The organism is Moorena sp. (assembly GCF_982860115.1).
In genome coordinates this window covers 14,986-30,493 of record NZ_CEYLVT010000075.1, presented here as the reverse complement: position 1 = coordinate 30,493, position 15,508 = coordinate 14,986, and the positions used below count along the sequence as shown (strand labels likewise).

Below are 15,508 nucleotides of genomic sequence, written 5' to 3'. Positions count from 1 at the left end.
AAAGCACTCATCACTAATTACTAATCACTAATTAATAAGCTGGGCATTGGTAATTACCAGAAGACATAGTCCGACTTTGTATAATTAATTACTCTATAGCTCCACTATTGGTCAAGTCCAGCAAACAGTGATAGAGTTATTCGTTACTTTTAAGAGACCGAAGGTGACATTGAAAAAGTCAAACAGCCTGATGCCTCTAGGTTTTAGGAAGTTGCGATTAGCCCGAAGGGCGTTGGCTAGCGAACGCAGCTATGTATACTTTGAGCACTCAGCTAATGCGCTACGCGCACGCTACTTGAGGTGCCATCACCAGTCACCCTAGGAGGTGATAGCCGCTTGGGAAGATCCAGTGGGGGATTCCCCCTTTGGTTACAATAATGACTATCTCTCGTTTATCTAAATTGGTGAGGACTCTGGCTACCTCACCTTTAATTGTGAATACATCAGTACTTTCCTCCAACATATGATCCCATTTGCCTTGAAGCAGCACCCATTAACATAGAAGTGTCAAAACTTGGGTTTAGTAAAACCTTTGGAGAGCCATGTCAGAGCTTACACTCTCTAAAACTATAGAGTCAATGCCAGTGGCAGCGCCACCCACTCAGGCCGACCTTCCCTGTGACGATGATATACCAATGGAAACCGCACGGCACAAAGCCCAAATGGATCTGCTCATTTATACCCTATCGCCTTGGCTAGACAATAGGTCGGATGGCTATGTTGGTGGCAATATGTTTGTTTACTACAGCGTTGCCCAACTCAAAAATAAAGACTATAAAGGACCAGATTTCTTTGTTGCTCTAGATGTACCCAAGGGAGAGCGTCGAAGCTGGGTGATTTGGGAGGAGGAAAAGGGTCCTGACGTTATTATAGAACTTTTGTCGTCAAGCACTGCTGAGCGTGACAAAAACGAGAAAAAGCAGATTTATCAAAATCAGATGCGTGTGCCAGAGTATTTCTGGTTTGATCCTTTCAATCCAGATGATTGGGCTGGATTTCATCTCCAAAATAGAGTTTACCAACCGATAGAACCTAATCAACAAAACCAACTGGTATCTGAAGCATTAGGTTTGAGCTTGGTGCGTTGGCATGGTGAGTATAACGGCATCGAAGCAACTTGGTTACGCTGGGCAAATTTGGATGGGGAGTTACTGCCCACTTCTGAGGAAAGAGCCGAACAACAACAACAAAGAGCCGAACAACAACAACAAAGAGCCGAACAACAACAACAAAGAGCCGAACAAGAACGGCAAAGAGCCGATCAACAACAACAAAGAGCCGATCAACAACAACAAAGGGCTGAACAAGCGGAGTCTCAGTTGCAGCAGGTGGCGCAGAACTTGTTAGAGCAAGGTATGACAGTGGAGCAGGTGGCCAATTTAACAGGTCTGTCTCAATCTCAGGTGGCAGAATTTGGTAACTAAAATGAGGGTTTGTCTGATTGTCTGTCCCCTTGGTGAGTGGAGGCACGCCCTGTGCCCCTACGGTGCTACTTTGATTGACCATTTGCGTCCAATTATCTCCCCTTTGTGCGATTGGCCGTAGGCCACGCTACGCGAACGCATGACTTAATTTAGTACAAATGTACAAAATAATAGAAAATAAAGAGAAAATCCGATCAGTGTTGGCCATCGAGATATGCGATGCTAAGCATTGAGCCGCGACGGGAACCCATTTAAACTCCTGTCTATTGTGTTGGAATCGATAACCAAGATCCAAATTAACACTGACGGCTGATAGCTGATAGCACCTCAAGTAGCATCTCAAGTAGCCCATTAGCTGACTTCTGAATGCTCACCATCGTCAGACAATAGACCATTAGTTAAGCAAATGACTTCAGTGACACCTCAACCTGCCAAACATAAAAAAGCGAGAGCCTTAAAACCAAGTAGCCGACGCCCTGCCAAGGAACTGTGTAGCGAGTGTGGACTTTGTGATACATACTATATCCATTATGTTAAGGAAGCTTGTGCATTCTTAAACCAGCAAATAGCTGACTTGGAAACAAAAGCCCATGGGCGTAGCCGCAATCTAGATCATCCAGATGATTGGTACTTTGGTGTTAACCAGAAGATGCTCACGGCTAAGAAGATTAACCCCATAGAAGGGGCGCAGTGGACAGGAATTGTCAGTAGCATTGCTATCGAAATGCTCAAACAGGGTAAAGTTGAAGGTGTAGTCTGTGTCCAAAACACTAAAGAAGACCGCTTTCAGCCAATGCCGATCATTGCTCGTACCCCAGAGGAGGTATTAGCAGCACGGGTTAATAAGGCTACCTTGTCTCCTAACCTCTCTGTGTTAGAGCAAGTGGAACAATCAGGGATGAAACGATTATTAGTAATTGGTGTTGGCTGCCAAATCCAAGCATTGCGATCAGTGCAAAACGAACTCGGTTTAGAAAAACTCTATGTTTTAGGTATGCCCTGTGTTGATAATGTCAAACGTGAGGGGTTGCAAAAATTTCTGGAAACCACCAGCCGTTCGCCAGAAACGGTGGTACATTACGAGTTTATGCAGGATTTCCGGGTTCACTTTAAACATGAGGATGGCTCAATTGAGAAAGTACCGTTCTTTGGCTTAAAGACTGATCAACTTAAAGATGTCTGTGCCTCCTCTTGCATGAGTTGTTTTGACTATGTAAACTCCCTAGCGGATTTAGTCGTAGGTTACATGGGAGCCCCCTTTGGTTGGCAGTGGATTTTGGTTCGTAATGACATTGGCCAAGAAATGCTGGATTTGGTGCAAGACCAGTTGGAAACTCAACCAGTGATGTCAAAAGGCGATCGCAAACCGGGAGTGCAACAAAGTATTCCTGCCAATGACAAGGGAATTAGTTTACCGATGTGGGCAGCAAAAATGATGACAGTGGTGATTGAAAAAATAGGTCCGAAAGGATTAGAGTATGCTCGTTTTTCTATTGACGCCCACTTCGCCCGGAACTATTTATATATAAAGCGCAATCATCCAGAAAAGTTAGAGGCACATGTGCCAGAGTATGCCAAGCGGATTGTAGAACAGTACAAGTTGCCAGACTAAAAACTGAGGGATTGGTGGGGTTCGGTAGGGTACGCGATCGCGTGCCTTCCAACTCAGCTACTGTCGAGAGAAATTATAGGTATCTGAATTCTGAATTAAGACCCCATTAATGAGTCTTTTGAATCTGCTTGTGATGCCCCTATTTCTTCAACCAATTCAGAGAGTTGAGTCGTTTCTGATTTAGGAATAATCACCGAGTCTTGACTCTCCCCCTCATCCAGTCGTTTAGCCACTTCCAGAATTATATGTGCGATCTCTTCCGGAATCCTTACTGCTTTCGTTCGACCCAGATTCCACTTCGGCTTGCGACCACTATTTTCTCGATAACCACCACGGGGCATAACTTTACCTCACCTCTGAATCTGAAATAGTACGTTTTCCTTATATTCTACAATCTTCGATTAATTAAATAGCTAGAGCTTGTAAAACTTAACTAGTGAGTTATTTTTAGACAAAACCTGGGAATTGTCTGTTTTTTTTGCTATTTCGTCCTTTTTATGCTAAAATAATCCTTGAAATTCTAGAAAATGAGGTGTCCTAACCGGAAACTCCCAAAATTTCTGAAGTCGGTTCATCTGATCACTTTTCTTGCCAGACTTTTAGCCAATTAATTAGTGCTTGCGGCATTTCTGGATCTAACGGTCGTTTCATAGCAGTAACAAAATCCTCATCTGGGTCACCTAATCTTCTGAAGCTGTGATCCAATCCAGCAAAAATATGAGTTGTCACATTCCTATTGCCAGCATTGATAAGTGCTTGCTGCATTTGTTGAGCTTCTTCTGGAGGTGTATTGTGATCCAAGGCACCGTGTAAAATTAGTACTGGGCATTTTACCTTGTCCACAAATAAATAGGGAGGATTCTCAAAATGCTCTTGACCCACCGGTAGGTAATAATTAAAAGACCAATCTTCATCTCCGATGCGAAAGAACTCTTCACCCCTTTTTGCTCTAGCAATAATTTCATCAAACTGTTTGTATGTCCAATAAATTAATGGCATGTTTTTCTTGAAAAATTTGATAGTTGTACTATCTAATTTTTCAAAGGCTTTGGCTTGCCATTTGAGTATCCCTTCCAGGTTGTTATAAATGCCCCCTTGCCAAACAAAAAACTGAATCTCTGGGTCAGACGCTGCTAAAATCAAAGCAATTACAGCCCCTTCACTTTGACCAAGAACTCCGATTCTACTGCTGTCAATCTCAGGAATACTCCGCATCCATTGCAATGCCATCCGAGCATCATCTACCAAGTCAAATAGTCCAGTAGTATTAAAATTTCCTTCGCTTTGACCACATCCTCGCTTATCGTATCTAAATGTGGCTATCCCCATTTGCTCCAGAATTATAGCTTCATCCCGGAACAGGTTTCTCTCTGGTAATGGTGTAGGAAACCAATCGGTTTTTGAATTATCTAGATTTCCTTCTCTTGTCTGAGGAAAAGACCCTCCAATGAATAGGCAAGCGGAGGGGTTTTCCACACCTTCTGGTAGGGTAAGTGTTCCATAAATCCTTGCCCCCTTGGATTCAAAGAATTCTTGTCTTTCCATTTTTTTTTAATATGGCTACATATTAATCACACATTCTATCAAATCCCTGAGGGGGTGACATGAGCCCTAAAAAGCTTACTCTATAAGGCTTTGATGCCAGTGAGCTATGGCTTGATATAGTGTAACTGATGGGCTAAAATTATTACCCAGTAAGGATTTCAGCTTGCATGTCCCCCCCAGACCTTTATAACATGAAAGAGAATAAAGTTCCGGTTAAGAGGGCAAGAGCAAAGTGCTGGAATAAAGTAGTAACGCGGATCTTCTAAGATCTAGTCTATTCTCTGTTGCCGACTGAAAACACCATGGCGGCTTAATACTGAACTGATTGAGAGACAAATCCCTCATTTAAAAATCCTTCAAAAACACTTACACTAATCAATTAACTTGTGCGTTCACTGATCATCCCAAGGTTAACCCAGAAAAGGGAGAGAGGAAACTTACTTTCTCCGTTCCCCCCTGCCTCTTGTGGCTTTTACTAGTGAGCGCGTTCTTTAATTCTGTAAATAGACACCCCGCAAACTGCTATAGCACTGTGGCTATTTCTTCACAACAAAATACTCACACCCCGCAGATGTAGCCTTTTCATATATCCTCTAAAAAATGTTTGATATAGTCGTGATACAGTAAGGATTCTTTTAAAAATGAATCATGTCCGAGATCGGACGAAATAGTAACAAATTTGTTGGAGATATGATACTTATTAATAATATCTCTTAACATCAATTGGTCTTCAGGAAAAAAACAAGTATCTGAATTCACCGAAAAAACCAACCATTCCTGTTTTTGACATCTCTCAAAGGCTTCTTTTTCTATTTCTACTCCTTGAAATAGTGATATAATTCTCAAATAGCTATGGGGACAAAAGCGTTTTGTAAATTGCTGACTGTTGTAAAATAAAAACGATTCGATAGGATGTTTAAAATTTGATTGAGGATATAAAATGCCGGGAAATATGTCACTTTTGTTTTTGATAGTTTTAGCTAGATATCGAAGTGGACAATAGTGTTTAAGAGCGATCAGTCTTGCCAACATTAATCCCCGCTTGGCGTATTCATCACTATTATTGATAGTCAGGTGAGATTTGAGGGTAAGAATCTGCTCCAAATTATTGACGATTTGTGATTCGTTTGTTTTAATTGAAGCGCTAATAGAAATAACTTTTTTAACTCTTTGGGAATATCGAACAGCAAAATCGTGTGCCAGCATCCCTCCAAGGGAGGCTCCAACAACGGCATAAACCTCGTTTATATTAAGATAGTCTAGCAGCCGAACTTGGCTGTCTACAACATCAGTATGGGCGATGAAAGGAAACTTATCCAGGTAGGGGTGATTGGTGTCTGGGTTAATAGATAGAGGTCCTGTGGAACCGTAGCAACCTCCTAAATAGTTAGCACAAATAATGAAATAATCATTTATGTCAAAAGCACAATTATTCCCAACAAAATCATTCCACCAACCTTGCTGACATTCATGATTCCATAGATTATGTCCTGTAGGATCGTAATCGTCATAACCACTCAAATTCTGACTTGTGGTCAGTACGTGGAAAATCAAAATGGTATTGCTACGCTCTTTGTTTAACTTTCCATAAGTTTTATAGGCTAGGGTGACGAAATCGAGTTTCTCACCGTTGGCAAGCAAAAGCGGGTTTTGAGGGGTAGCGACTTGGGCAAATTTACTCTGTTTTAATTTTTTAGTTGATAAATTCATGCTCATAAATTTGTTGGCCTATTTCAGCACTTTTGTTAACAACTTCTTCGACGATATCAGATGTAGTTCTGAAATTAACAAAGCAAGCTCTCAGACAAATAATATTTGAGTGCAGCAAAGCTTGAGAAATGCAGGCGATACCGCGCTGCGCCATTTCCTCTATAATTCTTCTATGCAAAAGGTTTTCTCCCTCTAGCGTGAGTTGATGAGTTGGCAAGTACCGCCAGCACACAATAGACGTCACTGTCGGAGTCATCAGCTCTAAAGAGGGATGTTGGTCAATTAAACTGGCCATATATTTTGCCAACATAAAATCATTTTCAATCAAGTCTTTAAAAGCGTTTATTCCCCTTGCAATTAAGGGCAACCAAACTCTAATTGCTCTAAATGGACGGGAATTTTCCGGAGTTAAATTGACAAAATCAAAACTATCTTGATTACTTAAAGATGGCTCCAAATAGGTAACTTGATTGCCAAAGGTTTGAGAAAGTAATCCTTGATGATTGACCAGTGTAACGGCTGTATCAATAGGGCTGTACAACCATTTATGAGGATCAAAGACTAAAGAGTCGGCGAGATTTATATCATGTAATTCTGAAGGTGCATTCTTGGCAAGTATCCCTAAGGCACCATAAGAACCGTCAATATGAAACCATAATTTTTCTTGTTTGGCGATTTTTGCCAGTTCAGAAATCGGGTCGATTGCACCACATCCTACTGTTCCGGTCGTACCGATAACAACGGCGGGAATTGCACCTGTTTCTCGGTCTTGCTTGATTGCTGTAGTTAGCAGATCTACATTGATGCGATAATTATCATCACTGGGAATAATTCGCAAAGCTTTTGTTCCAAATCCTAGCAATTCCAAAGCTTGCCTGTGACAGTAGTGTGCTTGGTCGCTCACGTAAAATCGCAATTTATCCCCAAGTTGGCTGATTCCTTTTTCTCGAACGTCCTCACAAAAGTATTGTCGAGCAGCCGACAGTGCGATCATGTTGGCAAATTGCCCCCCACTGGAATATACTCCTTCTGTCTGTTGGGGGAATTTAAAAATGGTTTTAAACCACTCAATTGTTTGAAGTTCAATAACTGTGGCAGCAGGAGCAATACGCCACAAGTTGGTATTTTGATTGAGTGCAGCCGCCAAAAAAGTGGCAAGCACTCCTACCGGATCGGGTGAGGAAGTAATATAGGCTAAAAAGCGAGGATGCCCGTTATAACCGCTGTAAGCGATTAGTTTTTGGAGTTTGTCTTCGATATCTTTTACTGGCAGTGCTGTCTCGGGAAAGGGAAGAGCAAGGTCTTGATAAATGGTGCTTGAATTTTCTGTTGGTATTGGAGAATAACGCTCCCAATTTAAGGAACAATCTTTGACAAGTTTTCCGATTTTATCTATTGCTATGTTCCATTGATTTTCATCCCAATTTAAATTGGGATGAAAATCAATTTTTTCTTCAATTATTTCCCCAGAATTTTGGGGTTTACGTTTACTTTCGGCAAGAGGATAATCGAAGCCATTATCAATCTTAAAGTCGGGTTTTTCATCCGTCATTTTTAAACCTCCTCACCCAGAGCTTAAGTAATACAGTTTCTCTGTAATCATCCAATGGATAATTATTCTTGATTATTCCCTAAAAGTCAACTGGAACTAACGGAGCGAGAGTGCTGCCCCACTGGCTTCTTCACCCTAGGGATCGCTCCCAAACAATTTCGGAAATTTACTTTGCACACAGGCTCTAGTCATTTACCGGTCGAATGGGAACTTGAACTTCACTGCGCTTTAGGCGTTCCGGGACAAAAGGAGAATCATAAAAAAAGCGACGGGGTGTACCAACGACGGTATACTCGGAGTGTTGGGCTAACCATTCCCTCAACTGCTTAATACTTTGTTGGTAGCTGAGATAACTATAGCTACCTTTCATCCCAAGGCTGACTACTGTCATCGATGGTATGTCTTCTACCTGAATATTCTTTTCAATCTGTTCAGGAGTGATATTACGGCGGTTATATAGAAATGATACATAAGCCTCACCAACCTGAGCAAAGAAATCTCCCTGGGTAGTTTCCAGGGTACTGATTGGATAACGAGTCTCTACCGGAGCAGTCATGGAAATATCGTTAGAGCTAATATGGCGGTACAGGGTGCCAAAAGCACGATTAGCTGCCTCAGACAGCTCCCCAGAGTAGGCTACTGTGGCAGCCCGATAGGCAGGATAGTGTTTGATTTCGATTTTGCCAGCTGGGGTAGGAGGTGGAAACCCTTCTGGTAAGGGAGCAGAGGCAGCACTGAACACTCTCCATCCCAGTAAGACAATTGCCAGTAAGCCTACAGGCAAGAGAAATTTGGATAGCTTCATGAGGGAGCGAAATTAACTAACAGTGAAAGGTAAGCATTCAGCTATCAGCTATCAGCTATCAGCTATCAGCTTTGTGGCACAGGCTTTGGCCTTGGCCAAAAGGCCACGCGGGGCGCGTTTGGCCACGCGGGGCGAACGACGCTGTGACGTAACGAATGCTTACGATCAATATTAGTTTCACATAGGGTTTGTATTTAAGATGTAAACTTAGGATGTCTTTTTTTATTTAAGCATTCAGCTAATGCGCGACGCGCATTAGCTGAATGCTTAATGCTTACACTATAACTAATGAATTACTGGTTAATGAAGTCGGAACCACAAGTCTATAGCATCACTGATCTGGAAAAAGAAGGGAAAACAATTTGGGATGGGGTTCGTAATTACCAAGCTCGAAACTTTCTGCGTGAAATGAAGGAGGGAGACTTGGCTTTTTTTTACCATTCCAACACCAAACCCCCGGGAATTGTGGGCTTAATGGAAATTGTTAAAAGTGAAGTAGTTGACCCGACTCAATTTGACAAAACTAGCCGTTACTACGACCCCAAATCAAGTGTTGAATCTCCTCGCTGGCATACTGTGGTAGTGCAATTTGTCGAGGTTTTTCCCCATTTTCTAGAGCTTTCAACCCTTAAACAGGAGTTTAGTGACCAAGAGCTATGGGTTACTAGACGTGGAAATCGCCTCTCGGTCATGCCAGTTTCTCAGGCAGTAGCTCATAAAATTATAGGTATCACTAAAGCTACAAACTCAAGTCAAAGGTAATATTTCAGCCAGATGAATGCATGAGCAAGTTGTCACGAGCAGTAAAATGGCGACGACGTCTACGACTTTGGGGGTTATTAACCCTAGCACTGTTGTTGTGTGGCTGGCTGCTAATGAACACTCTGAGATTGAACGCAGCCGCATCAGCACCTGTGGATACGTTCTTTGTGCTAGGGGGGAGTATTCGTCGAGAAATGCATGTTGCTGAATTAGCCAAACAGTACCCAGACAAGCGAATTCTGATTTCTCATGGATCCCCAGACCCCTGCATTTGGCTAATTTTTCAGCGGGAGATGGCATCTTCGGAACAGGTTTGGTTAGAAAACTGCGCCAATTCTACCTTTGGTAACTTTTTCTTTAGTATCCCAATTTTCCGGCGGTGGGGTGTTCGTAGGGTTAAGTTAATAACCTCTGGGACCCATCTACCACGGGCTCAGTGGATGGGGCAAATTCTTCTGGGAGCTCATGGGATTTGGGTAGACACAGAGTTGGTGGAAGAGAAAGGTATTCCTGGTAATTTAGAATCCCCTCTCAAAACTGGGATAGACATTGCTCGCAGCTTAGTTTGGGCACTGCTGTCTCAAGTCATTCAACCCCGATGCTCTGATCTAATCCAGCTGACGGATGTAGACATGAAGGTTTGGCGTGAGTCGGGTTTCAAATGTGAGCGTCAGGGGGGAATTTCCGATACTTCTTAGCTACCAAAATCTACCAAAGGTGGATTCTGGTTCACTAATGCAAGTTGATTTCTCAACCAGGGTGTATCTACCAAGGCTCGCAAAAATATTCCACGAGCGCCGTTAATGTCGCGATCCATCCTTCGGCCATCAACTAGTGATTTAATAATGCGACTTCCGCCTATATTTACCAATTCACCTGTCCAACTAACAGTCTTACTAGTATAGGCTTCACAGACATCCACCACCGTCTTCCCGGTCTCTTGAGCTTTGTGCTTCAAGAATTCCTTAAAGCGATAGTGGGCGAATGTCAGCATATTGCGGACAGTCTTAGATCTGATTTTTCTATTACCTTTTTTCGACATCTGAGAAGTCTCGAAGGTGGGAAGTAAGATGATATCAAAATTGTCAACTAAGAACCTAGCTGTCTTATGATGAAGCTCGTTGATTAGGTTTTGAATCTTGATTACCATCCTCCGAGCGGCCTTTCTCATCCGACGTTTTTGACCACCACAAGCTTGGCTTATTTTAGATAGCAAATTATCTAGATGTTGGCACAATCGTTGAATACGAGAAAAGTCTCCATTCCCAATCTTTCCTACAGATGTTTCACTAAAAAAGGTAAGAAAAGTTCTGACACCAGGGTCTAAAGCGACTACTCTACCTTGGTTTTCGGTTGTATTTTTAGTCTCTTGATAGGGGACGACCAAATAGTAATCCCCATTCCTGCTGGTCAGTCTACTGTCGCAAATATTGTCAGGAAGGGTCTCGGAATAAGCTATCTTGCCCAGTTTAGTGTGATATACCCCCATAGCTGAAACTGCCGATTTAGGGATATAACAAGACTGGGTAGGATTTTTCCTCGATCTAAACCTTACCCTTTGAATTTGCGAAGTCTTTTTGTACTTCTTTTTGGCCTCTCTGACAGCGGTGCAAGCATCCTTAATCGCTATCGATTTTATCTGATAAGGTACTGCTTTACACCACTCGGGGAGGTCGTTTAATATGTCAGTTTTTATAGCTTTCCAGTTGGCTTTTACTTCACCATCCTGGAGGATTTTGACGGTCTTGTTAAAAACGTAACGGGACACTCCAAACCATTTACGGATAACCAATCCCTGCTCATGGTTTAGGAACAGACGAATCTTCTTTGATTTTTTTACCGTATTTTCTGAGTCCGTGAACCCTACAGGAGAAGACGTGAATGATGGAAAGAAGATCTGCGGTAAGTTCTGATTCCGGGCAGCTTTCAGGCTGGTCGAGAACCAGGATTTTTCCACCGTTGAGACCGACCAAGTACTCAATGAGTTCAAACCCGAATCGGGTAAGTCTGTCTCTACAGGTAACAACAACCGTGAGCTTATCTCCAGACACGACTCGTTCCAATATGGCTCTAAGTCCTTTCCTGTTGTAGTTAAGCCCCGAGCCGATGTCTTTGATGATTTCTGCTTCTGGGAAGAGGGAGTGGAGGTAGGCGACTTGGCGGGCAAGATCATCTCGTTGTTTTGTACTGCTAACTCGGCAGTAGCAGATTGTAGAGTGGAGTGATCTCTCAGACTTTGGAGCTTTTCCAAAACGGAGAAGATCTCTTGAGTCAAAGAGTCTAGTTCCCCCTGGTGTCCTTTCGCATCTGAGTGTCCCATTGTCTGCATACTTCCTTAGTGTGTTCTTGGAGAGTCCCGTAAGTTCGACCGCCTTACGGAGTGGTATTAATGTCATCCGCTTAATCTACCATAATTTAAGAGTAAGTGGTAGATTAGTGGAGGTTTTTGTTAACTGTCACAAGCCTCAGGTGCGACAATCAAGCGAATTTAATTCTTAATGGTAAGAGCGCACCTAGGGCGATTTGAGCTCTACTGTCATAGGTGCAAACCAAAAGCAACAATCCCCGTCTCTGAGCGAGCGGGGATTGTGAATTAACCCAAAGGTTCAACTGAGCCATTATTTGACTATGCGCTTCCAGGGAGCAAAGCCATTTTCAACACCTTTAAGACTAGCAGCCAAGCTGGGGTAATGTCTGAGCACAACACTAATGAAAGTGTTCTTTTCAATCCAGTCCAGACCGAATTGAGTATAGATTTCGGCAGTGTAATCCTTGGTAAAGAAGCGATCGCTTTTCAGTCGTCGGGATGCCATCAGGATGAATATCCGAAAAGCGGTATCGCTGAAACCAAATCCCTTAGGAGGATTTTCGGCAAACATACCTATCATTAGGTCTACACTATCGATATCATTGTTGTAAACCTCCCGCAATTCTTTCGCCCATTCTGGCTTATCAGTGATTTCCTCGAAGGATTTGGCTCGATCGCGACCAATTAGTTCCCGGAACTGGTTGTAGCGGGGAACCCCTCGCTCCCGATCTCGGAGGATATCTACAGCAGCTAAGTCAAATACTTCACCGTTGTCCCTCACTAGCTGCTGCAATTTCTTTGGATAATTGTAAAGGGTGACAGCACCAGGGTGGCTGATTCCAAAGGAGTAGAATAAATCCGCTATATCTACCTGTTCTAGAATCCCACGTGAGCGCTTGCCAGACACTTCAAAAAAGTCTTTCGTCAGCAGCTCTTTACCGTCTTTAACCGAGTAAAACTGGAATTCATCGGGGATGAGGGGATGCATCCGATACACAGAAACGAATTCTTCGGTGAGGTAGTAGGGAGCACTGTGGTGGTCAATAGATGAGCCGATAATGCCGCTGACTACTTCACTGTCCCCAATACGCCCAAAGCGATTTTTGAATTCCTCACCCAATATACCCCACCAATTCGTTCTCATGGCAACTTGCAAAGCGGGATGTGCCAGGATGCCCGGAGTCCATTCCACAGTATGAATTTTAGCTAGCAAGGCAGCATTAATCAGTCGAGCGTGGTCGAACAGGTCATCATCTGTCCAGTCAGGGTATTGTTTTTTCAGATGATCACAGATAGTGTTGTGCTCTTTGACGAACAGGATATGCAACATGCTTAGTCCTATCCACCAGTTATCGTCAAAGCCCACAATATCGATTCCGTTCTCTGGGTTGACAGGTAACAAACCGTCATCACCAATGATCATCTTACCATCGACATGGCTACGCACCTTATCGATAGTTTCCTGATAACTGCCATAGATTTGGGAAGCATCCCACCAGTGAGTTTCTCTGTTGATAAAGGTTGGGGGATTCTTGGTATCGTCTTCAGAACGAGTGGGGTCTTTTGGAGTTGTTTCGATTTCCAGAGGTCGATGCTCTTCGGGCCAGGGGTCATCCTGTTCCAGAGGAATCTCGATTTTATCCTGGGATTCATTATACCCATGAGAAAACCAATCGTGGGTCTGGAATTGAATCCAGGCTGCAGCTGTTAGGTTTAAGGTCGAAGCTGGTACAAATTCATCCCGCGTCAATAACTTCCGACTGATCGTACGGGGGTTGGGATTGAGTAAATTCTTTTCATCCGGGTAGGCGTGTTTCAGGGGTACATTGCGTCCAAAGCGGGTGCCAGCCATCCCCATTTTGGGATCATTGGGGTCATTAAATGAACCATCCGCTGTACGAATTTTAAGATGGCGACCATCAGGACTAGGAGTGGGTTCAGGGGGCTCCCCTTTTGTGGGTAATTGGGAGGTATCGTGCAGGTTTTCTTCCCGCATATTATCGCGGAATTTATTTAATTTTAACAGGGCTAGAGGAGTAGGAAACTTATGCCAAGGTTTCTTTGCCATTTTGCTAATTCCTTTAGTTTTTATTACCGAGGTATTTAGGGTTTTAGCTTAGGGAGTTTCAGGAATTCCGGTCAGAGCTTACTGCTCACTACTAAGCTTAGGTGAATAGGACTGAGCCTGATCTTAATTAATGCTTAATTCACCGTTGTCTAGCTCTTTCTATTTCTTAGTTTTTTATGTTTATCATAACTCATTAATTTATAAATTAAAGAGGATTGACTAATAAATTTAGTGTTGTATAATTGTCTGGGATTGACAGTACCCATGTTGGGTACTCTTTGCTAATCAGTTCACTGTCAAGAAATTCCACAGTCAACCGTCAAGGGTTAACAAATTGGATATCTTGTTCTTGGAAGTACGCTGGTAGAGGGTCTCGGGAGAGTACATTGGTTTTGGATGTGAGCTGCTGCTGGTCTAGGAGAATTGCGATCGCACTCTTACACACAAACAGGATCAAATCCCTTCCGGGACAAGTACGAGACCCTCTCAGAAACAAATTGGAGTAAGTGGAATTGTCCTGATGCCTCGGATCTAGCCACCGTTGAGGTACAAACGAATCGGTGGATGGGTCTCGTGACCGTTCCCGTTGCATAATCGGGAAAAAGTGCAGAATTTCCATGTCTGGCGGAATACGGGTGTTGTTATACCTGTCGCCAGCTGTTGTAATGTGAAAAGTTCTGGTCACTGGAGGGAACAAACGACCAGTTTCCAACAAACAAGCTTCTAAATAGCTGAGTTTAGCAATGGTTGAGGCTTGCTCCAATGAACCCGCTTCCTTGATTTCCTGTCGCACCCGTTCGAGCACCTCTGCTCTAGAGGTAATCATAGTCAGGGTTCTCGCCAGCAAGTCAGTCCCTGAACCAGTAAAGGTAAACATCCAGTGGGGGATTTGTTGCAGGAGTTCCTCTTCAGTAGTGTAGGGCTTTATGCCATGAGCCATAGACAACAGGCATGGCTTTTCAGAGGCTTCGCTGCCTTCCCAAAGCTGCTCAAGAGTTTCATAAAATTTTTCTAAACGCTTAGTTTCAAACCTTCCCAATAGAATCCGCTTGATCGGATTTCCCACCATTGAGAATAACACCTGTATATCCTTGATCAACCGCTCAGGAGCAACATTTTCCCCAAACACGATGCCAAGCATTGCCTGACCCATACATTTCCGGATATCCTCAATGTTGGATACTGGCTTTGAAAAAGCACGATGTACCTCTTCGACGAAAGCCTGTTGGTACTGGTGCTGGCAACCTGTGCCAAGCACTCCCTCGTTATAAGGTCTCAAGCGCTGCCACTGCTGATCATGGCTGATAGTGAGGGCGTTGGGGGCAAGGAAAGACATACCATCCTTCTTGAGATTGCCTTCGATATAGCCTTGGCTGTCCGGTGGGTCTTGTAAAATGTGGTCTGATAAGTCACGCCCAGATACTAGCAAGACTTTCTTGAGAAGAAAGTTTAGAATGACATTTTTACTACCATAGCGTTTGATGACATCACCAATCCAAGCCCCTAATACTTTTTCAAGGTCGAAACCACGGGGGTTATGGATAAAGCCACTGGCTAGATTACCCAGAAGCCGTAACAAGTCGATTACATTGGTAGAAGGGTAGGTGTTCATTATTCATTGCTCATTGTTTTGTTGACAAATCTTACTTGAGGCTTTCCAGTAGACTTATCCATTGCTTGTATTTTCCTTAAGGCTATCAGCAGGTGCGACCCGTGATGGCG

At 43.2% G+C, this 15,508-nt stretch carries 13 protein-coding genes; 4 read left to right on the top strand and 9 right to left on the bottom strand.

The genetic code is table 11. From position 1 onward, the window contains the following. Positions 1-542: 542 nt before the first annotated feature. Together AC4II3_RS14860 and AC4II3_RS14855 are read left to right on the top strand one after the other, a co-directional pair. Complete coding sequence (locus AC4II3_RS14860; protein WP_490722832.1) at positions 543-1,424, top strand: Uma2 family endonuclease; 882 nt, start codon at positions 543-545, stop codon at positions 1,422-1,424. Between the two features lie 406 nt (positions 1,425-1,830). Further along, positions 1,831-3,036 (top strand): Coenzyme F420 hydrogenase/dehydrogenase, beta subunit C-terminal domain, encoded by a 1,206-nt coding sequence (locus tag AC4II3_RS14855; RefSeq protein WP_488029217.1) that lies wholly within the window; start codon positions 1,831-1,833, stop codon positions 3,034-3,036. A gap of 95 nt (positions 3,037-3,131) precedes the next feature. Here AC4II3_RS14855 and AC4II3_RS14850 read toward each other — a convergent pair whose 3' ends face one another. The 5 genes from AC4II3_RS14850 to AC4II3_RS14830 form a co-directional block, all read right to left on the bottom strand. Beyond that, positions 3,132-3,377: a hypothetical protein gene (locus tag AC4II3_RS14850; RefSeq protein WP_488013166.1), complete on the bottom strand. Its 246-nt coding sequence runs from the start codon at positions 3,375-3,377 to the stop codon at positions 3,132-3,134. 238 nt (positions 3,378-3,615) lie between these two features. Continuing rightward, a complete protein-coding gene (locus AC4II3_RS14845) occupies positions 3,616-4,581 on the bottom strand; it encodes an alpha/beta hydrolase family protein (protein WP_488013164.1) in 966 nt (321 codons plus the stop codon). Positions 4,582-5,163: 582 nt separating this feature from the next. Continuing rightward, positions 5,164-6,297 (bottom strand): alpha/beta fold hydrolase, encoded by a 1,134-nt coding sequence (locus AC4II3_RS14840; protein WP_488013162.1) that lies wholly within the window; start codon positions 6,295-6,297, stop codon positions 5,164-5,166. Next, on the bottom strand, positions 6,275-7,843 hold the full coding sequence (locus AC4II3_RS14835) for a pyridoxal phosphate-dependent decarboxylase family protein (RefSeq protein ID WP_488013160.1): 1,569 nt from the start codon (positions 7,841-7,843) through the stop codon (positions 6,275-6,277). Before AC4II3_RS14835 ends, AC4II3_RS14840 begins: the two co-directional genes overlap by 23 nt. Before the next feature lie 184 nt (positions 7,844-8,027). Further along, positions 8,028-8,648, bottom strand: coding sequence for a heme-binding protein (locus AC4II3_RS14830; RefSeq protein ID WP_488013158.1), 621 nt, complete (start codon positions 8,646-8,648; stop codon positions 8,028-8,030). Positions 8,649-8,936: 288 nt separating this feature from the next. On the opposite strand from AC4II3_RS14830, the gene AC4II3_RS14825 reads away from it, so the two are divergent. Next, positions 8,937-9,410: an EVE domain-containing protein gene (locus AC4II3_RS14825; protein WP_488013156.1), complete on the top strand. Its 474-nt coding sequence runs from the start codon at positions 8,937-8,939 to the stop codon at positions 9,408-9,410. Between the two features lie 20 nt (positions 9,411-9,430). Then, the gene (locus tag AC4II3_RS14820) at positions 9,431-10,108 is read left to right on the top strand and encodes a YdcF family protein (protein WP_488013154.1); all 678 of its coding nucleotides are present in this window, start codon (positions 9,431-9,433) and stop codon (positions 10,106-10,108) included. Here the strand turns inward: AC4II3_RS14820 and AC4II3_RS14815 are convergent. The 4 genes from AC4II3_RS14815 to AC4II3_RS14800 form a co-directional block, all read right to left on the bottom strand. Beyond that, positions 10,105-11,202, bottom strand: a complete 1,098-nt coding sequence (locus tag AC4II3_RS14815; protein WP_488013152.1) for an RNA-guided endonuclease InsQ/TnpB family protein — start codon at positions 11,200-11,202, stop codon at positions 10,105-10,107. The genes AC4II3_RS14820 and AC4II3_RS14815 overlap by 4 nt on opposite strands. A gap of 7 nt (positions 11,203-11,209) precedes the next feature. Further along, positions 11,210-11,806 (bottom strand): IS607 family transposase, encoded by a 597-nt coding sequence (locus AC4II3_RS14810; RefSeq protein WP_488013150.1) that lies wholly within the window; start codon positions 11,804-11,806, stop codon positions 11,210-11,212. 222 nt (positions 11,807-12,028) lie between these two features. Next, positions 12,029-13,786: a peroxidase family protein gene (locus tag AC4II3_RS14805; protein WP_488013148.1), complete on the bottom strand. Its 1,758-nt coding sequence runs from the start codon at positions 13,784-13,786 to the stop codon at positions 12,029-12,031. Positions 13,787-14,105: 319 nt separating this feature from the next. Further along, entirely contained in the window at positions 14,106-15,398 is a 1,293-nt protein-coding gene (locus AC4II3_RS14800) for a cytochrome P450 (protein ID WP_488013146.1), read from the bottom strand. Between the last annotated feature and the right edge of the window lie 110 nt (positions 15,399-15,508).